Here is an 18,279-nt window from a genome sequence, read left to right as displayed (position 1 = left end):
TAATAATTAAAGCTTTCTTAACAGAGCTTGATTAAAGAAATGCTCTCCAGAAATGGGGGGCATTTTTTTTGAGGTTTTAGATAGAGCAGTTAATAATCTAATCATCAATTATTAATTTATTAGGGAGTAGCTACTTAAAAAATAGATATGCCAAGGATAAAAGTAATAAAGTTGGTAATACCTATTTTGCTATTGGTGAGATAGATAGAAATATTAAAACTGGGAATCAAGGTGTTGGTGGTGTTAATTTTTCTCGGAGTTCTCTAAGTTATAAATGTTTATATGAATTTGGTATAGTTCATGATATTGAAGAAGTAGTAACCAAACAAAAAATAATTAGATACAGAGATACCAGACGTAATATTGAATATGATACAGATCCTATAAACATTGATAGTTATGTAATGTTTTATGAAGAAACAAAAATAGCAGAAAATCAGTTTACTCCTCCTACTCCAGTTACTACCGATAAAGTTGCCCAACTAATTTATGATTCACTTATTGAACATGAAAAGTTGCTTAAAAACACTACACATATTGATCTGCAATCAAGTTCTATTATTGGTTCTCGTTCTATAAACCTATCAATAGATGGTTGGCAGAAATGTGGATTACCTAATTTGTACGATTATTCTTTGGTAAATGAAGGTGACAGGGTAAAAAGTAATGTTGAATCTGATAAATATGGAATTGTAGTTTCTAAAAAAACTCAGACTCCTCCAGGAAATTTAACATATACGATGATTACTGTTCAGTGGGATAATGGAAAAGTGTCTTATCCTTACCCACAACAATTAATAAGATTGGTAAATAATGATAATAATGCAGTTGATTGAAAACACTATCCGCAGCAAGTATGGTTTGGCGATCGCTCTCAAAAAATGAAACCCCAGGACTAAGCCAACAATTTTATCCAATTAACACTAAGGAAAATCAAAGCTATTTCTTGGGTTAGATAATCCACAAATACCTGCTGCCATTGTTCACTGTTTATAGGTAATTGAATTATACAGCAGTTTCCGATATTATGAAGTACAGATATTAATGATAAAACTCTTGTGGTGCGGGCATCTTGCCCGCACAAGGTGTACCTCAATCAAGCTGAACTTGCTGTATATTACTAAATAACTAAATCAACAGAGGATATTAAAAGTTAATTAGGGTTTGCTGAAAAAGTTGTCTGTGAGGACAGGGAACTCTTAACTCTTAACTCTTAACAGTTTTAACTGTCTGGATATCCTCAATTTTCCAAATCCGAGAAAGAAAAATGCACCTATTTTGAGACACCATTAGCCAAAACCTTGCACTTTTTTGTGGTAAAAATCCGCGAAACCCTTTGTTAATAAATGGTTTTAGCTTTATTCAGCAAGCCCTAATTAGTTGCGTCCCGTTAGCACTAATATAGTAATCCCCATTTCAACAACACAAACACCACAAAAGTTGTAGAGACAGGATTTTAAACCCCATTCTTTAGTGTTTCTGAAGGAGTTGGTTTATGTTCTTTAGGTAATGCCTGTTTAGCGACATTTTCGGCAGCTTGTTTAAACATTGGTTCTATTTTATCCCGCCAATATTTAATATTAGGCAGCTTTTCTGGGTGGTCTCGATAAGCTAGAACCTCGTCCCATTTACCATTATCAATTGCCTTATTAATATCATTAGCTAAAGCTTCTGCTTTTGCCCAATCATTCTGCCATTGATTAACAGTATCAACGGTTTGTTTAATACCAGAAACAGCATTTCCCGATGTTGACTTGAGCAGAGAAATTGCTCCTTGTAAATCTCCTGATTCAAACTTTTCTCTGGCCTTATCTACCGTTTTCACCTGATCCGCAGTAGCGGGTAAAGAAGGCTTTGCTGTGGAATTTACCACCACAGATTTTGCCGGAACTGAAGGAATTGGCCGAGATGTAATTAAAGGAATATCATCTACAGTTTGTATAGCCAAACCTTGGTCACGACGGCAAGAAATCCAGTTTTCACGATTAGAAATGACATCAGAATGGGCCCAGGCCAACCTGCCAGAGGAAAGTTTAAGTTCTACCCAACCTCGCTTTGTCTGCTTACCCGTCACCTCAAACTCACTGGCCACACCCAAAGTTTTCAAAATATTATCAGAATTGATAGCGCTGGGTTCAGAACGGATATTAGAATCAGCCGTAACTACAGCCAAACATTTACTTATTAATTTGCTATTTTCTCCCGTCCAATTAACAGTTAAATTTTTAAAATTGGGATATATATTTGTAAATAAAGCCGCCACACCACCTGCTAATAATATACCAATTAATAAAGGTAAAGGATCGGGTTTATCGGGTTTATTAATCTCTTGAGAAATAGATTGTTGAGGAAGAGGTTGTACAGGAAGATAATTCGCGGGAGAAACCGCCATTGTTTTTTGTATAGATATGGAAGATAGGGGTTGAGGAGATTGATAAATAATTTTAGGAGATAGGGAGGTTTGGGAAAATTCTGGTGTGATCTTCACTAATTCTTGACAAGCTTGTAAAGCCTCCGTTGCTGTTTGATAGCGTTCTTTGAAGTGGTAACGCACCATCTTTGTTAAAATGGCTACTAAATCAGAATTAACAGGTATTAAATGCTGCCAATTAATTTCCCCTGTATCTGGGTCATCTTGTAATTGGGTAATAGGTACTCCTGTTAATGCTTGAATAGCGATAATTCCCAAAGCGTAAAGGTCACTATTAGGACGGGGTTTACCTTGACCTTGTTCAGTAGGCATATATCCAGGAGTACCAATAGCTACAGTAGCAGTTTTTTGTCCACTTACTGTCACCAGGGGTGAACGTAATTGTTTAACTGCACCAAAGTCCACTAAAACTAATTTATAATCCGCCGCGCGGCGAATGATATTATCTGGCTTAATGTCGCGGTGAATTACACCTTCTTGGTGAACAAACTCTAAAATCTGCAAAATTTCCAACAACATTTGTATGACTTGGGCTTCACTCCAAGGCTGTCCAGGGATAAGTTCTTCCTGGAGAGTGTGGCCGTCAATAAATTCTTGGACTAGAAAAAATTCTTGATTTTCGTCAAAATAAGCTAAAAGCCTGGGGATTTGGTCATGATTACTCAATTTTTCTAAAGTTTCTGCTTCGCTGTGAAATAGCCGTTTAGCAGTAGTAAAGATTTTAGAGTCAGAATTGGCTGGTTTCAAGTGCTTAACCACGCAGATGGGATTGCCTGGCCGTCTGGTATCCTGGGCAATATAGGTTTGACCAAATCCTCCCGTGGCCAAAATGCGAATGACTTGGTAGCGATGATCTAGCAATTTACCTATCATAATCTCCCTCCCCAGCTTTATAACCTAATTTTACCCATAGTAGTCAATATCTCCCAATTTCCTCCCCTGAGATCAGGTATCTTGAGAAAAGATTTAAATTAAAAGTACAATTCTTTCATCAAACAAAATCGTTAATTTTAGTATCAGTATCCCCATTGACTAGCAATGCCACCTAAGATCACTAATTATACCTCATGGCAGCAAGCTGAAATCTTGATGCAACCTGCTTTTATTCGCGTAATTGATAATATTCGTAAGCAGCTTGATACATCCAATTGGCAAGGGACTTACCAAGATGTACTGACCTGGCCTGCTAACACAAGTGATGAAACAAAGTCTTTAGTAACTGAGTTGGTGCGGGAAATGGAAACCGCAACACCAACACAAGTAGAGGAAATTAAAGAAACTCTTGCTAGTTTGCCAATGCCTTATCCAGGATATCATTTACTTTTGCAAAATCAACAGGAACGAGTAAATATAGACTTATGGGATTTGTGTTATCAAATATGTTTTCTCAATTATAGTCCAGAGCAGGGGGCAGTTGATATTGATCCCAAGTTAATTGACGAATATGGTGATGTAGACTGGCAAAATTTAGAAAATAAAACTCAGCAGTTAGTTAAACAGCTATTCGCTAGTTTACCAGCCAACCCAGACTAAATTTAAGAGGTGGTTGGGAAAATCCTTAGTTTACAGAAAAACTCCCCTGGTCAACATCTCCCCCACGGGGGGAGAGGCTTTGAAAACCTCATTACAGTCACAAAAGTTTTTCCTTTTACCCTCTCTTCCTCAGAAATATGGAAATTATAGTAAAATCAAATACTTGTATAGCTGGCTGTAATAATTAACTAGGACTGAGGAATTAAGCTGGTTGTTTTGGTGGTGCTATCCCAAACAATCCAGTTAATACTATTATCTAAATTATCGGCATTATTGGTAACTTTAAAATAGAACTTTTCTCCGTTCTTAAACTGGACAGCAAAATCAGCATTTTGGGCAAAAATAACTATAAAACCTCTATCCCGTAAACAATACATAGCCCAATTTTTTAAAGATTGTTTATGGGGTTCGTGGGGAATTGGTGGGTTAGTAATTACGTCGTTAAGAACTTTTAAAACTTTTTCCATGTTCGCATTTAATGAGGATCACAACGAATTTCAATCATAAACCCATCGGGGTCATAAAAATACAGCCCTCTACCTGTGGGACGGGAAACCGGACCATAAGCAATGACTAAATTATTATCTCTGATCACGGCAACGGCTTGATCAAATAATTGTGGAGCAATATCAAAGGCTAGATGATATGCTCTGGTAAAAGACTTACTGGGATCTGGATCTGGTGGTAATAATTCTGGTTCTGCAAATAGGTCTATAATTGTGCCGTCGGGAGTGATGAAATTAGCGACTTTACCAGCATTGACAAGTTCTATTAATGTTTCTGGTATTTCGTCTCCTGTGAGTTCGTGTAAGCCTAAAATATGACCATAAAAATGGCGAGATGCTGCCATATTTTGGACGTTAAAAGCGATATGATGGACTTTACGGAGGTAGCCATTGGGAATATTTTTTTGAGAAATCATGATCCCGAAATTTAGAATCTATGGATTTAAAATTATCTGCAAATCGAGAATAAAGCCTGGTAAAATATCTTCACCAGAAAGTCTTGGTGGGTTGTCAACATCAAAGTTCAAAACTTCTACATCCTTTCCGTAACGATAAATTTCTACCAAGGGTGTTTGTGGATCAATTAACCAACCTAAAAGCGCCCCATTATTTTCATATTCTCGCATTTTAGTACGTAATTTTTCTAAACTATCCGTTTCTGATCGCAATTCCACCACAAAATCAGGACAAAGGGGGGGAAACCGTTTTTTTTCCTCTTTACTTAAAGCATCCCAACGTGCTAGTTTTACCCAAGCTGCATCAGGACAGCGATAAGCACCACTGGGTAGTTTAAATTCGGTGGAGGAGTCAAATACTTTACCTAATTTAGTTTGACGATTCCATAAACCTAATTCTATATTAATATCTGAGTTCCTAATTCCACTTTCTCCACCTGTGGGAGGCATAATAATTAATTCTCCGGTTTGGGTAAGTTCTAACTGACAGGGTTCGTTAGCAATACAAAGTTGATAAAACTGCTCATCTGTTAAATTTACTGCGGGAGGTATGTTTAAAGTGAGGGTTTCCATAGGTTTTGCTTGAGGAGGCTAATTGTATTATCAGATAAAATTCAGAAAAATTTAGGCTAGGCGCTAAAATTGACTCCAATGGTAAAAATAGCGAGATGCTGCCATATTTTGGATATTAAAAGCGATATGATGGACTTTACGGAGGTAGCCATTGGGAATAGTTTTGTTAGTCATTTTTGATAGTTAGAGTGATGTTTGGGGAAAGTTTGCGATTACTAGGTCGCGCAACGCTTAAGCTCATGTTCCTTTGAGTCTTTGCTCCTTAGCGACTACCCTATGCCTTTGGCACGCTGCACGAGTGGGATATCTACGAAAGATTGCGAGACACAAAAAAGCTATGTTGATCACAAAGTATCTTAATAGTATAATTATAAAAGAGTCAAAATTTTAAACAATATGGCAACGGGAATAACTGGTAAAAATGGGCGTAATCACAAACAAAATACAACATCTTTCCGAATTGAATATGAAGAAAAAATGCCTGTAGAAGATATATTGAAAATTGAGCCAGCTAACTTAAATCATATAATTAGCGTTGAAGGATATCCTAGAAATCAATTAATATATGGCGATAATTTAAACGTTCTTCGCACATTATTAAATAATGAGAATGTTGCCGGAAAAATTAACTTAGTATACATTGATCCTCCATACTCCACAGGTAGCAGTTTTGAGTCTCGTAATAGCAATCATGCTTATCATGATCTCATGGAAGGTGCAGAATATTTAGAATTTTTGCGTCAACGTCTAATTTTAATCAGAGAAATTCTATCAGAAGCAGGTTCTATTTATCTACATTTAGATGAAAAAATGGCTTTTCCTGTAAAAATTATCATGGATGAAATTTTTGGAGTTAAAAATTTTCGTAATTGGATTACGAGAAAAAAATGTAATCCTAAAAACTATACACGCAAACAATATGGTAATGTTGCTGATTTTATTCTTTTTTATACAAAAACAGATAATTATGTATGGAATCAACCTTTTGAAGCTTGGACAGAAGACTCGATTAAAAAAGAATATCAATATGTGGAAGAAGGAACAGGAAGACTATATAAAAAAGTTCCTATTCATGCTCCAGGGGTAAGAAAAGGAGCAAGTGGTCAACCTTGGAGGGGTATTTTACCACCTCCCGGTAAACATTGGCAATATACACCAGAAACATTAGATGAAATGGATGCAAGAGGGGAAATATATTGGTCTTCAACAGGTAATCCTAGACGAAAAGTATATTTAGATAATAGTCAGGGGATTTCAATTCAAGACATTTGGCTTGATTTTAAAGACGCTCACAATCAAAATATTAAAATCACTGGTTATCCAACGGAGAAAAATTCAGAGATGATCAAACGGATAATTATGGCTTCATCAAATCTAGGAGATATTGTTTTAGATGCCTTTGCGGGAAGTGGAACTACTCTAACTGTAGCTGAAGAATTAGGTAGAAAATGGATAGGTATTGATAATTCTCCATTATCTATTGATACTATAATTCAACGGTTAGTTAATGGTAGTGAAGTAATGGGTGATTTTGTTAATGGTAAAAATGATGGTTGTAAATATAAACAAATAAACTTAATTGACGTTAGTAGAATTTTAAAAACAGGCTTAGACTTGTATATTGAAGAATCAGAAAGTTTAGAGTTAATTTCTGATCAAATCATCAAAAATTGGCATAGTAAACTTAACTATCTAACCAGCTTTGTGTAAATCTCTCGTCTAACATTTTCAAAGTACAAACCATTACTCTACTTTGTCCATATTGTTCTAAATTCGCGTAATCATTCCACATAGAACCTAGAAGTAATCCAGGACCATCATTCAGCATTAATACTTTTAATGGTAAATTGTATGTATTAGCATAACCCAAAATTTCTGTTATTTTATCTCGATTGCCACCTGTTCTATCATCTTCCTGAGAACCTCCCCTGTCGGAGTCATAACGAGCAAATCCAACTACTAATGGAGTTCCATCTAAGCGGGAGATTAACATATCCGCAGGAATTTGATATGGAAACTTATTCAAAACCTTATGCAACATTACGTCTTTCCCTGCGCGAACCGGTCCTTGGATAGAATAATTTTGGCTAAATACCTTATTAAACCATAAGAAAAAACTTTCTGTTAAATCATACCCTTTTTTTCCTTTTGTCTTATATTCAAAAAGAAGTGCCATGAGAATTTCATCAGGTATAGGACGGCTTTGCAAATTTTGTTTAACTTCCTCTATCGGACGAAATTTATCACTAAAGTTTATGATAATATTGGGGATGTTACCTTTCTTTTTAGTCATTTCAACTGATGTATCTGGAGAGACATATCTACGAAAGATTCTGAGTAATTGAATTCGCAAAGACGTAGGCTCTTTGGTGATAATTTCTAGTAATTCTGTGGAAGTTTGTGCTTGATCAACAAGTTCTATAAAGCGTACTTGTACTTTTTCATAAAGTATTTTAGCCTCATCTAAGTAATCTGGATAGAAAGGGGAATCAAATATAGTAATCCACTTAGATGCTGTTGCTTTATAACTAGCAAATGTAGTCAAAATTATTTCCTTATTTTTATGATCAGTACAGGTTTTTAATATAAACAATAGTGGTATTCTTGTCCAGGTCTTTCTCAAAAAAGTGATATTGGGGGGAAACTGTCCGATTTTTGCGGTGAGGTATGCGATATTAGTGTTTAGATCCCCAACTTCTAATATAAATCTATAATATATTGACAATAATATCAAAGAAGTTGGGGATGTTATTGTTCAATTATCGTCTATATTCATCTCCACAATCACCAATTAGTTGATATAAATCCCGCGAATGTTGAGAAACTGCATCTATTTTCCCGATATCTTCCGCATCTAAATTAAAACTAAATACCCTAGCATTATCTGACAAATGTTCCGCAATTCCCAATCTAGCGCCGACAATTACACCCCCCACTGCTGGCTGATTTAAAATGTAATTTACAGCCACATTAGCAATACTCACTTGATGTTTATCAGCAATGGTTTTTAAGGTATTTAGTAACTCTTGAAATAGTCCCCAACCACCCCAATTATCAATCATTTGTTTGTATTTTCTCAAGCTGGTGGTATTTATTTCTGAGCCTTTAGGTTCTGGTTTTTGCAAATACTTTTCTGATAAAAAACCACCACAAACAGTACCATAGGTAAACAATTTAATATCATGTTCCTGACAAAAATTAACCATATTTACCTGTGGTCTTCTGTCAACGAGAGAAAACTGCACTTGATTAGAAACAATTTTGATTCCTGCTGCGGTAATAATTTGCAAATGTTCCGTATCAAAATTAGTTAAAGCTAAATGTTTGATCTTCCCTGCATTTTGCAATTCTACCATATATTTGAGAGCATCTAAATAATTAGGATCTCGATATTCCCACCAGTGAAACTGCATTAAATCCAAGGATTTAACGTTCATTCTTCTCAAACAGATATCAATATTTTCCTCAACCAATTTTTTCGTCATTTTCCCAGGACGAGGAACCCATTTTGTAAAAGCCTGAATATGATTAACAGCTTCCTCTCCACGAGTTGCGATTAATTGACGACGAAACTCACCAATAAAGTCCTCTGCTGGTCCATAATGGTCTGCTAAATCCCAAGTGGTAAAACCAGAATCTACATATTGAAACATGGAATCAATCGCAGTTTTAGGGTTAATGCGTCCATGTCCTCCCGAAACTTGCCACATTCCATTTAAAATTCGGCAAATTTTCAAATCCGGGGTAAATTGTAAATAGCTTTCTTGAGGTAAAATCATAGTTTTTATATTGTTATTTCCAGTTTTTTTCTGCTTGTTCCAAAACATAATTTGCAACTTGTTGAATTTCTGCTGTTGTCAATCTTTCTTTGTAAGCTGACATATTATTTTTACCATTGGTGACAATGGCTGTAATTGCTTCCAAAGAATCCATTTTATATCTTTTGAGTGCATTCTTTTTTAAACTTTTACCACGTCTAATGATGTTTTCTCCATGAATATGACAACCAGCACAATGGAAATCAAAAATTTTTGCACCTTGAGAAGTATTTAAGGCGTTAACTGGCGAAGTAGAATTAATTATCCACAAGCAAAAAGTGAATAATATCAATGTTACCATTTTTTTCATAAAGATGCAAAATCCCCTGTAAACCCGACAAATTTTGTACATTCTTCTGCAAAAGCCTCGGCTTCGCTGATATCTTCAATTTTATAAGACATAATGCGTTTTCCGTCAGGCATTTTTTTAGAACCAATTAATTCACCTTTGTAATTTTCTGCTATTTTCTTAAATTCAACACCAGAAACTTTCCAAGATTGATCATCACAAGTGATATTTACCTGCCACATAATTTAAAATTTATTTATTGATCAATATTAATTATTTCATAAATTGGCAACATTTAACTAAGAAATATGGTGAATGAAATTCCCGACTATACAGACAAAACCCACCTGCGTGGGTTAAAAAGTTGTCATTTCTGAGTCCGCGTAGGCGGACTTTGCTTGTGTAGTAGCGACTTTTAGTCGTTGAATATACTACCTTGAGATAGATATGATTTTCTATCTTTAGGGAGTGTTAATAACAAAAATATTTTACCATACTGAATATAAGTATTGCGTGATATCTTCATTAAATATGGCCATGAATAAGAACATTAAAGAACAAATTCAATTAGATTTACGTCAAGCTAAAGAAACAGGACAATTAAAATCCGAACGCATTCGAGAAATTGTCAAATCTGCTGTTTCTCAAGTCAGTTCTGAATTTCAAGAAGGTTCTCATGAACTGAGTAATTTAGTTAATGATGCTGTTTCTACTGTCATTGATAATTTACAAGAGAAAAGCAGTGAAGTTAAGGAAGGGGTAGTAGCTTCAATTGAAGGTGCTATGGAAGCGATAAATCTGAAAAAACACTCAAATATCGTTCAAACTCAAGCAGAAATAAAGCAGTTACAAGCAAAATTAGATAAAGAAGAAGAAAAACTACAAACTGAAATTGAAGGAATTTTTACAAAGATAGTAGAAACAAGTCAAGATAAATCTGTTGATACCAAAATTGCTATTAATTCAGCAATTAATTCTATTAAAGATAGTGAAGAAGTGGGATTATTAAGAAAACGTTATGCACAATTACAAGCACAATTAGCAATTGTCCGAGCCAATTTATTTGCGCGTTATAGCGGTAGTGATCAAGAAGTACAAGATTATTTAACTGAGGCAAAACAATGGTATGATAAATCCCATCCACAAGCTGAATCTATTACTTTACAAGTAAAGGAAAAATACTCACTTTTAGAACAGAAGTTAGCAGAAGCGGGTTCAGCAATAGCTAAACAAGAACGTCAATTAAAACAAACTTTGCGGGAGTTACTATTAGCAACGGCTGATTTATTTAAAGATAAAGATATTCGGGCTTAATATCCGCAATTTGGGTTTTTGAAAATTTCTATATAAATGAGTAAATTAATTTTGATAATTTTTAATTTACTCATTATTTTTATTTATAATCTATTAACCTATTCTATTAGAGACCTGCAATTAAATTAAAATTAAAAAAATATCTTAACCTGTGGGGTGTGTTAGCTGTCTTCGTAACACACCATTATGATTCTGATTAATTTAATATTTTTATTATACAGTAAATTTCATCTGAATGAGGTACAATTTTAGCGGGCAAGATGCCCACACCACAAGATTTTTATCATTAATATCTGTACCTCATAATCTCAGAAAATGTTTATAACAGGTAACGAAGACGTATTATTGTTTGATTCCCTTCATTGATAAACTTATGCGTTTTAGTTTTTCGTTGATTTCTAAAACTTGCACTTTAACAACTTGTCCAACTTTAACAATTTTTTTGGGATCATCCACAAATTTATCAGCAAGTTGGGAAATATGCACTAAACCATCTTGATGTACACCAATATCAACGAAAGCACCGAAGTTAGCAACATTAGTAATAATTCCTTCTAGTTCCATTCCTACGGTTAGATCTTTAATTTCTTTGATTCCTGCTTTAAAGGTAGCATATTTAAATTCAGCACGAGGATCTCTTCCTGGTTTTTCTAATTCCCTGAGAATATCCCGCAGGGTTGGTTCTCCAATGGTGTCGGTAATGTATTTTTTAATGTTGGCTTTTTTGAGGTTTTCAGCTATTTGTGTCACTTGATTTAAAGATAATCCTAAATCAGCAGCTATAGATTTTACTAAAGGGTAACTTTCTGGATGAACTGCGGTATTATCTAAGGGGTTTTCACTATCACGAATTTTTAAAAAACCTGCGGCTTGTTCAAAAGCTTTTGGTCCTAATTTTGCTACTTTTAAAAGTTGACGACGATTTGTAAATGCTCCATTTTCGTTGCGATAGGTGATAATATTATTGGCTATAGTTGGGGTAATTCCTGAAACAAATGTTAGCAGTTCTTTGGAAGCAGTATTCAAATCTACACCCACATAGTTAACGCAACTTTCTACGGTTTCGTCTAATTTCTTTTTCAGTAATTTTTGATCAACGTCATGTTGATATTGTCCCACACCAATTGATTTAGGATCTATTTTAACTAGTTCTGCTAAAGGATCTTGTAATCTGCGGCCAATACTAATTGCACCCCGCACGGTAATATCTAAATCAGGAAATTCTTCCCTTGCTACCTCACTAGCAGAATATATAGATGCACCAGATTCATTTACCATAACTTTAACTGGTTTATTGGCTATATTTGCTAATATTTCCGCGATAAATTCTTCTGTTTCCCGTGAGGCTGTACCGTTACCAATAGCTATTAATTGAATTTGGTATTTTTCCAGTAATTTTTTGATAGTTTGTGCCGCTTTTTGGCGTTGTTCTGCTGCTTGGTGAGGAAAGACAGCCTGATATTCTAAGAATTTGCCAGTTTCATCTAAAATAGCTACTTTACAACCAGTTCTAAAACCAGGATCTATGGCCATTGTCGGTTTCATTCCCGCTGGTGGTGATAATAGTAATTCTCGCAAATTGGTTTCAAAGGTTTTGATTGATTCTATGTCAGCATAGGTTTTTTTATCTTTAATAACTTCGCTAATTAATGAGGTTTTCATTAAGCGATTAAAACCATCTTTTAACATGACTTGATAAAAGTCCCGAATGTTGCTAACTTTGGTGTTTATTTCTTGTGATTCTAAATAACCCAGAACAAAATCTTCATCAAAAGCAATTTCAAAACTGAGAATTTTTTCGTCTTCTCCTCGACATAAAGCCAACATATTATGAGGGGCAATATTTTTGACTTTAATTTGATAATTTCGGTACATTTCAAATTTAGTTGTCTCTTGGGGATGTTCATCTTTGATATGAGAAATAAACACCCCATTTTCTAAAAGATATTCGCGTATATATGCACGCAATTCTGCTTTTTCTGCTATTTCTTCAGCTAAAATATCAGATGCACCTTTTAAAGCTTCATCTGTGCTTTTTACTCCCAAAGTTTCGGAAATATATTTTGCTGCTTCTGCTTCTAATGACACAGAAATCCCATTTTTCACATTCACAGATTTAATCAATATTGCCAGAGGTTCTAAACCTTTTTCTCTAGCAATGGTAGCGCGGGTACGACGTTTAGGACGATAGGGTAAATATAAATCTTCAAGTTCAGTTTTTTGTAAACAAGATGCTATTTTTGTGTTTAGTTCTGGAGTAAGTTTATCTTGTTGAGCGATCGCATTCACAATTACTTTTTTTCTTTCTTCCAATTCCGTTAAGTAATTATATCTATCTTGTAAATCCCGTAATTGCATTTCATCCATTTCATCTGTTCGTTCTTTACGATAACGCGCAATAAAGGGAATTGTCGCTCCTTCGGCTAAAAGTTCCAGTGCATTTTGTACCTGGTGGGGTTTAAGTTTTAATTCACTTGCAAGCAGTTGAGAAATATTCAACATTTGTTATTTCAATTAAAGAATTTTCAGAAATTAATATTAGCATTAATAGATATTATTATATCACTTAACTCAGAATCGGGTTGTCAGTCACGTCATTACTTTCATATCCCAAATCATAAGACTATTTGCAAATAGCTACACTATGGCTTAATATTGAATGTATTTCCATTTTCTCTTAGTTAAGTATAACATAAATAACGTTGCCGAAAATGGCGCAAATGTACTGGTATTAAACAGTAGTTCGTAGTTTAGAGGTGAGTGCAAATGCCTTTATTTTTCCTAATGACATTATCTATGGGTGTAATTACTGGCTATCTCTTCAAAAGAAATGATGATGAAATTACCAATATTGCTGGTGTTTTCACAGCCATCATTTTTATTGTGAGTTTAGTATTAGCGCCTTGGCAATTTCAGTTTGGTTTGTTGATGTTTGTGGTCATTGTTAGTAATAAATTACTGAAGAAAAATTGGTTTTAAGTCAATTTTTTCAGGAACTTTTGCAAGTTAAATCTAATCTAATTAAGTCGGCAATTATCCACCCTCTGTCAAAGATAATTAGTGAGGTAAAAGAGGGTGTTGATAGTTGGATAAAAAATATCATAAGCTTGTCAAGTTTCCTCAGTAGTCACCGAAAATGATGAAAGTATTAAATAAATTTATCTGCAAATGGCGGAAAACCCTACAGCCTAAATGCCAACAACGACTTTCATAGATTTGTTAGACTGAACACACCAGGATTATTTCAGTTACATCTATAGATAACGCCAGCAGACGAGGCACTTCATGCTTACAAACACCCTACTTCTCTCGAATCAACTCCCCAGTTTACAATATTCATCCACCACAGAACGCTTCGATGACACTTGGGAAGCCCCCCTGGCAACCCTTTTAGGACTAGGACGCGCCGCTGGGGCAGATTTTGTGGAATACTTCCTAGAACGCCGCAACTACATCAGTTGTTTAGCCGAAGATGACACCATTACCAGCATTTCCCCCAGTTTAGCCACTGGTGCGGGAGTGCGCGTATTTCGCGGTAAAGCTGACTGCTACGTTAGCACCAATAACCTCACATTTGCGGGTTTAAAAGCAGCTTTAGAAAAAGCACTTTCTATTTTGGGACTACAATTACCCGGCCCTAGTGGTTTCATTCCCGAAATCAACCTGGAATTACTCAGGGACTACGCCAGCAAACGCGGTAAAGACGCTTGGCTACCCTTATGTAGTTCTATCCGCGAAATGGGGGAAGTTCTCCTTGATGGTACAGCCCAACTGAACAAAAAAGCTACCCACGTCCAATCTCGCCGCGCTTCCTACTTCCGTGACTGGCAAGAAGTATTAGTTGCTGCCAGTGATGGTACATTTGCCCGTGATATTCGCCTCACCCAGTCCGTGGGCTTTAATCTGCTTTGTGCTGACGGCGCTAACCGTTCCTCTATTGCTGAACGGGCGGGTAATACCAGTGACGCTAACTTCCTGAGAACCTGGGATTATCAACAAGCCTCCGAACAAATCGCCGAATCTGCTGGTAAAATGCTGTACGCAGATTATGTAGAATCAGGAACTTATCCCATTATCATGGCCAATCATTTTGGCGGTGTAATTTTCCATGAAGCCTGTGGACACCTTTTAGAAACCACCCAAATTGAACGCAAAACCACACCATTTGCTGATAAAAAAGGTGAAAAAATTGCCCATGAAAGCCTGACGGCTTGGGACGAAGGCAGAGCAGAAAATGCCTTTGGGACTATTGATATGGACGATGAAGGAATGCCCGCTCAAAGAACATTATTAATTGAAAAAGGCATTCTCAAAAACTTCTTAGCTGATAGAACCGGTTCAGTGCGGACAGGACACCCCAGAACAGGCAGTGGCCGCCGTCAAAATTACACTTTTGCTGCTGCTAGTCGGATGCGAAATACATATATTGATTGTGGTGAACACACAACAGAAGACCTATTTGCCTCCGTTGATAAAGGCATTTATTGTAAGAAAATGGGAGGTGGTAGTGTAGGCGCAACAGGTCAATTTAACTTTAGCGTTGACGAAGCTTACTTAATAGAAAATGGCAAAATTACCAAACCATTAAAAGGTGCTACCCTCATCGGTGAAGCCAAGGAAATCATGAATAAAATTTCCCTATGTTCCCAAGATTTAGAATTAGCTCCCGGCTTTTGTGGTTCTGTCAGTGGCAGCATTTACACCACAGTTGGACAACCCCACATTAAAGTTGATTCCATCACCGTTGGCGGCAGATAAAAACAACAGATAAAAAACATCAGATGAAAACAGATAAACCATCCATATCATCCGCGTTTATCTGCGTTCATCCGCGTTCAAAATTCAGAAATTAATTCATCATGACAAAAATACAAGAAATCGCCACTTACGCCCAAGAAAATGCCGCTAAACTTGGCATTAAAAAATTCGACATTTACGGTTCAACTGTAGATGATACCAGCGTTCAAGTTGACCAAGGAGAACCCAAACAAGTCAAGGCTTCTAATCGTTCTGGGGTAACAGTTCGGGTTTGGAATGAAGAAAATACAATGGGTGTTACTAGCACCACAGATGTAGATGATAAGGGATTAGAATTAGCTTTAAAAACTGCTTATGAAGCTAGTTTTTTTGGAGTTAAAGAAAATGTTCCTGATTTTAGTCCAGAAGCAACAATTCCTATTCCTGATAAACATCAAGAAAAAGCCCTGCAAGTACCTGTTTCTGAATTAATAGAAAAGCTATTAGTAGCAGAAAAAGAATTAATGGGAACTCATCCTGCTATTACTAGTGTGCCTTATAATGGTTTAGCACAAAGAGATATTGACAGATTTTATCTCAATAGTGAAGGTGCGTTGAGAACTGAATCTCATTCTTTAGCTTCTATTTATTTGTACAGCAAAACTGAAGAGGAAGGTAAAAAACCTCGCAGCGCCGGGGCTTATCGAGTTAAGGAAAGTGTAGCTGATTTAGATATTGCTGGTTGTATCAAAGAAACCGCCCAGAAAACTATCAGTCATTTGCATTATCAAAAAATCAAAACTGGTAAGTATCAAGTAGTTTTTTCTCCTGAAGCTTTTTTAAGTTTGTTGGGCGCTTTTTCTAATTTATTTAACGCTCAAAGTATTCTGGATAATCAAAGTTTATCAAAAGTTGATGATATCGGTAAAGTAATTGCTTCACCTTTACTGTCAGTTTATGATGATGCTTTACACCCCGCTAATATTGGTGCAGAAAGTTTTGATGGTGAAGGTACTCCTACTCGACAAATTAAGTTAATAGAAAAGGGCATTTTAACTAGCTTTTTGCATAGTGCGGGAACTGCTAAACGGTTAAATTCTCAACCTACAGGTAATGCTAGTATTGGCGCGAAAGTCAGTGTCAGTCCTAATTTTTATCACGTTTTTGCAGCAGAAAATCCTGAGCAAGAATTGAGTTTAGAAACTGCGGAAAATGTGATTTTAATTGATGATTTACAAGCTCTCCATGCGGGTGTTAAGGCTTTACAAGGTTCTTTTTCTTTACCTTTTGATGGTTGGTTAGTTAATAAAGGTGAGAAAACCAGTATTGAGTCAGCAACGGTAGCTGGTGATTTCTTGGAACTTTTGAAATCTATTGTTTATGTGGAGAAAGAGGTAGAGTTAACACCAGGAGGAGTTGCTCCCAGAGTTTGGGTAAGTGAACTTTCTATTACTGGAGATTAATATCCAATTACCCCACCCCTAACCCCTCCCCGCAAGCGAGGAGGGGGACTAGATTTAATTACTAATCCGTTCAAATAACCAAGCTAAACCTGCGCCAACTGTTTATGCTATGATGCTAATGAAACGATAAAGAGCTTTTACAAATTCATAAAAATCACAGTTTATGATTACTCTATCTGTTAGAAAATAACATATAGTTATGTAACTAAAAATAGGAGTTTTACTTATGACTAATTCTACCACTATTCGCCAAGAACTGTTAAAACAAATCAGTCTCATTCCTGATGAAAAATTGAGTTATGTATTAGAGTTTATTCAGAAAATGAATGTTACTGATCAACAAACTAATGACAATGATAAAGATATAGCTGATGAATTGTTAGATATGAGTGCATCTGCATTACAAGATTATCTTACAGGAAAGGATAAAGGAATTTCATCTCAGGAGTTAAAGCGTCAATTACTAGGAGAGGATTTTGCTTGATTATATTATTTTAAAACCTGCCCAGAAATATCTTGAACGATTAAGAGTTGAAGATCAAGTGAGAATTATTCGGGCGTTGGATGGTTTAATCACAGGAACAGAAAATCTTGATATTAAACCATTAAAGGGTAGAGAAGAAAGTCGTTTAAGAGTAGGTAAATATAGGATCTTGTTTATTGAGGATAATGTTAATCAATTATATGTGATCACGGCTATTGGTGCGCGGGGGGATGTTTATAAATAACGGGTTTTGTCAAAAGATAACGTAAGGGTTTAGCATTGCTAAACCCTTACACTATATAATGTGCAATTTGTACACGGTGATTAATTATTTACCTTCTAGATATTCCATGATTAATGCTTTTGTAGTCATCTTCATAAGTTCACAAGTTCTATTAACTAGATTAGGATCTTTTTTAGAAGATTCTAGTGTTACATGACACTGACCAGCACAGCAACCTTCTATTTCACAACCTTTGCAAAAATCATTATTTCCTGGTAAACGACTTGTAATAAGTGCTAAGTATTTACTACCTTGTGTAAAGCATTGGTCAAATTCATCAAAATTTCCTACTATTGTATTAGTATGTCCGCAAGTTTTTAATGTTCCATCAATATTAAATTCAATAGTTTTACCTTCCATTGCTGGACAAAAAGCGTGAGGAGTTCAGGGGGG

At 35.7% G+C, this 18,279-nt stretch carries 20 protein-coding genes; 10 read left to right on the top strand and 10 right to left on the bottom strand.

Annotated elements, in window-relative coordinates:
* The first annotated feature begins 404 nt into the window (after positions 1–404).
* The gene (locus ACIR310F_RS0116505) at positions 405–836 is read left to right on the top strand and encodes a hypothetical protein (RefSeq protein ID WP_028084788.1); all 432 of its coding nucleotides are present in this window, start codon (positions 405–407) and stop codon (positions 834–836) included.
* Complete coding sequence (locus ACIR310F_RS27405) at positions 833–955, top strand: hypothetical protein (RefSeq protein WP_269208380.1); 123 nt, start codon at positions 833–835, stop codon at positions 953–955. Before ACIR310F_RS0116505 ends, ACIR310F_RS27405 begins: the two co-directional genes overlap by 4 nt.
* Positions 956–1,456: 501 nt before the next feature.
* Here the strand turns inward: ACIR310F_RS27405 and ACIR310F_RS0116500 are convergent.
* Positions 1,457–3,304, bottom strand: coding sequence for a serine/threonine protein kinase (locus ACIR310F_RS0116500; protein WP_028084787.1), 1,848 nt, complete (start codon positions 3,302–3,304; stop codon positions 1,457–1,459).
* 165 nt (positions 3,305–3,469) lie between these two features.
* Between ACIR310F_RS0116500 and ACIR310F_RS0116495 the strand changes: the two genes are divergently transcribed.
* Positions 3,470–3,964, top strand: a complete 495-nt coding sequence (locus ACIR310F_RS0116495; RefSeq protein ID WP_028084786.1) for a hypothetical protein — start codon at positions 3,470–3,472, stop codon at positions 3,962–3,964.
* A 188-nt stretch (positions 3,965–4,152) separates the two neighbouring features.
* Here the strand turns inward: ACIR310F_RS0116495 and ACIR310F_RS0116490 are convergent, their stop codons facing one another.
* Genes ACIR310F_RS0116490 through ACIR310F_RS0116480 form a run of 3 tightly spaced genes read right to left on the bottom strand, consistent with a single transcriptional unit; the run spans position 4,153 to position 5,498 of the window.
* Entirely contained in the window at positions 4,153–4,431 is a 279-nt protein-coding gene (locus tag ACIR310F_RS0116490) for a hypothetical protein (RefSeq protein WP_028084785.1), read from the bottom strand.
* An 8-nt stretch (positions 4,432–4,439) separates the two neighbouring features.
* Positions 4,440–4,886 carry a VOC family protein gene (locus ACIR310F_RS0116485; RefSeq protein ID WP_028084784.1) on the bottom strand — a complete coding sequence of 149 codons (447 nt, stop codon included), beginning with the start codon at positions 4,884–4,886 and terminating at the stop codon, positions 4,440–4,442.
* 18 nt (positions 4,887–4,904) lie between these two features.
* A complete protein-coding gene (locus ACIR310F_RS0116480; protein WP_028084783.1) occupies positions 4,905–5,498 on the bottom strand; it encodes a Uma2 family endonuclease in 594 nt (197 codons plus the stop codon).
* A gap of 396 nt (positions 5,499–5,894) precedes the next feature.
* Between ACIR310F_RS0116480 and ACIR310F_RS0116475 the strand changes: the two genes are divergently transcribed.
* Positions 5,895–7,208, top strand: a complete 1,314-nt coding sequence (locus ACIR310F_RS0116475; RefSeq protein ID WP_028084782.1) for a site-specific DNA-methyltransferase — start codon at positions 5,895–5,897, stop codon at positions 7,206–7,208.
* Here ACIR310F_RS0116475 and ACIR310F_RS0116470 read toward each other — a convergent pair.
* From ACIR310F_RS0116470 to ACIR310F_RS0116455, 4 genes are all read right to left on the bottom strand, one after another.
* Positions 7,183–8,043, bottom strand: coding sequence for a hypothetical protein (locus ACIR310F_RS0116470; protein ID WP_028084781.1), 861 nt, complete (start codon positions 8,041–8,043; stop codon positions 7,183–7,185). The two genes, ACIR310F_RS0116475 and ACIR310F_RS0116470, sit on opposite strands and share 26 nt — an antisense overlap.
* A gap of 214 nt (positions 8,044–8,257) precedes the next feature.
* A complete protein-coding gene (locus ACIR310F_RS0116465; protein ID WP_028084780.1) occupies positions 8,258–9,277 on the bottom strand; it encodes an aldo/keto reductase in 1,020 nt (339 codons plus the stop codon).
* A gap of 13 nt (positions 9,278–9,290) precedes the next feature.
* Complete coding sequence (petJ, locus tag ACIR310F_RS0116460) at positions 9,291–9,626, bottom strand: cytochrome c6 PetJ (protein ID WP_028084779.1); 336 nt, start codon at positions 9,624–9,626, stop codon at positions 9,291–9,293.
* Entirely contained in the window at positions 9,623–9,847 is a 225-nt protein-coding gene (locus ACIR310F_RS0116455) for a hypothetical protein (protein ID WP_028084778.1), read from the bottom strand. Before ACIR310F_RS0116455 ends, petJ begins: the two co-directional genes overlap by 4 nt.
* Before the next feature lie 295 nt (positions 9,848–10,142).
* Here ACIR310F_RS0116455 and ACIR310F_RS0116450 point away from each other — a divergent pair, with 295 nt between their 5' ends.
* Entirely contained in the window at positions 10,143–10,919 is a 777-nt protein-coding gene (locus ACIR310F_RS0116450) for a hypothetical protein (protein WP_028084777.1), read from the top strand.
* Between the two features lie 342 nt (positions 10,920–11,261).
* Here the strand turns inward: ACIR310F_RS0116450 and ACIR310F_RS0116445 are convergent, their stop codons facing one another.
* Positions 11,262–13,421 (bottom strand): Tex family protein, encoded by a 2,160-nt coding sequence (locus tag ACIR310F_RS0116445; RefSeq protein WP_028084776.1) that lies wholly within the window; start codon positions 13,419–13,421, stop codon positions 11,262–11,264.
* A gap of 264 nt (positions 13,422–13,685) precedes the next feature.
* Here ACIR310F_RS0116445 and ACIR310F_RS0116440 point away from each other — a divergent pair, with 264 nt between their 5' ends.
* The 5 genes from ACIR310F_RS0116440 to ACIR310F_RS0116420 all read left to right on the top strand — a co-directional run bounded on the left by ACIR310F_RS0116440 (position 13,686) and on the right by ACIR310F_RS0116420 (position 17,847).
* Complete coding sequence (locus ACIR310F_RS0116440) at positions 13,686–13,898, top strand: hypothetical protein (RefSeq protein WP_028084775.1); 213 nt, start codon at positions 13,686–13,688, stop codon at positions 13,896–13,898.
* A gap of 306 nt (positions 13,899–14,204) precedes the next feature.
* Positions 14,205–15,677 (top strand): TldD/PmbA family protein, encoded by a 1,473-nt coding sequence (locus ACIR310F_RS0116435; RefSeq protein WP_015079315.1) that lies wholly within the window; start codon positions 14,205–14,207, stop codon positions 15,675–15,677.
* A 101-nt stretch (positions 15,678–15,778) separates the two neighbouring features.
* Entirely contained in the window at positions 15,779–17,119 is a 1,341-nt protein-coding gene (locus ACIR310F_RS0116430) for a TldD/PmbA family protein (protein ID WP_028084774.1), read from the top strand.
* A 226-nt stretch (positions 17,120–17,345) separates the two neighbouring features.
* Complete coding sequence (locus ACIR310F_RS0116425) at positions 17,346–17,603, top strand: hypothetical protein (protein WP_028084773.1); 258 nt, start codon at positions 17,346–17,348, stop codon at positions 17,601–17,603.
* Positions 17,596–17,847 (top strand): type II toxin-antitoxin system RelE family toxin, encoded by a 252-nt coding sequence (locus ACIR310F_RS0116420; RefSeq protein WP_028084772.1) that lies wholly within the window; start codon positions 17,596–17,598, stop codon positions 17,845–17,847. The genes ACIR310F_RS0116425 and ACIR310F_RS0116420 overlap by 8 nt, the downstream gene beginning before the upstream one ends.
* An 84-nt stretch (positions 17,848–17,931) precedes the next feature.
* Here ACIR310F_RS0116420 and ACIR310F_RS0116415 read toward each other — a convergent pair whose 3' ends face one another.
* Positions 17,932–18,246, bottom strand: a complete 315-nt coding sequence (locus tag ACIR310F_RS0116415) for a hypothetical protein (protein WP_028084771.1) — start codon at positions 18,244–18,246, stop codon at positions 17,932–17,934.
* Positions 18,247–18,279 lie beyond the last annotated feature (33 nt).

Source organism: Dolichospermum circinale AWQC310F, from assembly GCF_000426925.1.
GTDB classification, from domain to species: Bacteria; Cyanobacteriota; Cyanobacteriia; order Cyanobacteriales; family Nostocaceae; genus Dolichospermum; species Dolichospermum circinale.
The sequence above is the reverse complement of the archived record's forward strand: the minus strand, read 5'-3'. Positions and strand labels throughout refer to the sequence as shown.

Coding starts and splice junctions, on each gene's coding strand:
- ACIR310F_RS0116440 (WP_028084775.1), top strand. CDS start 13,686: ATGCCTTTATTTTTCCTAATGACATTATCTATGGGTGTAATTACTGGC.
- petJ (WP_028084779.1), bottom strand. CDS start 9,626: ATGAAAAAAATGGTAACATTGATATTATTCACTTTTTGCTTGTGGATA.
- ACIR310F_RS0116485 (WP_028084784.1), bottom strand. CDS start 4,886: ATGATTTCTCAAAAAAATATTCCCAATGGCTACCTCCGTAAAGTCCAT.
- ACIR310F_RS0116445 (WP_028084776.1), bottom strand. CDS start 13,421: ATGTTGAATATTTCTCAACTGCTTGCAAGTGAATTAAAACTTAAACCC.
- ACIR310F_RS0116415 (WP_028084771.1), bottom strand. CDS start 18,246: ATGGAAGGTAAAACTATTGAATTTAATATTGATGGAACATTAAAAACT.
- ACIR310F_RS0116480 (WP_028084783.1), bottom strand. CDS start 5,498: ATGGAAACCCTCACTTTAAACATACCTCCCGCAGTAAATTTAACAGAT.
- ACIR310F_RS0116430 (WP_028084774.1), top strand. CDS start 15,779: ATGACAAAAATACAAGAAATCGCCACTTACGCCCAAGAAAATGCCGCT.
- ACIR310F_RS0116490 (WP_028084785.1), bottom strand. CDS start 4,431: ATGGAAAAAGTTTTAAAAGTTCTTAACGACGTAATTACTAACCCACCA.
- ACIR310F_RS0116495 (WP_028084786.1), top strand. CDS start 3,470: ATGCCACCTAAGATCACTAATTATACCTCATGGCAGCAAGCTGAAATC.
- ACIR310F_RS0116450 (WP_028084777.1), top strand. CDS start 10,143: ATGAATAAGAACATTAAAGAACAAATTCAATTAGATTTACGTCAAGCT.
- ACIR310F_RS0116455 (WP_028084778.1), bottom strand. CDS start 9,847: ATGTGGCAGGTAAATATCACTTGTGATGATCAATCTTGGAAAGTTTCT.
- ACIR310F_RS0116505 (WP_028084788.1), top strand. CDS start 405: ATGTTTTATGAAGAAACAAAAATAGCAGAAAATCAGTTTACTCCTCCT.
- ACIR310F_RS0116475 (WP_028084782.1), top strand. CDS start 5,895: ATGGCAACGGGAATAACTGGTAAAAATGGGCGTAATCACAAACAAAAT.
- ACIR310F_RS0116425 (WP_028084773.1), top strand. CDS start 17,346: ATGACTAATTCTACCACTATTCGCCAAGAACTGTTAAAACAAATCAGT.
- ACIR310F_RS0116465 (WP_028084780.1), bottom strand. CDS start 9,277: ATGATTTTACCTCAAGAAAGCTATTTACAATTTACCCCGGATTTGAAA.
- ACIR310F_RS0116500 (WP_028084787.1), bottom strand. CDS start 3,304: ATGATAGGTAAATTGCTAGATCATCGCTACCAAGTCATTCGCATTTTG.
- ACIR310F_RS0116435 (WP_015079315.1), top strand. CDS start 14,205: ATGCTTACAAACACCCTACTTCTCTCGAATCAACTCCCCAGTTTACAA.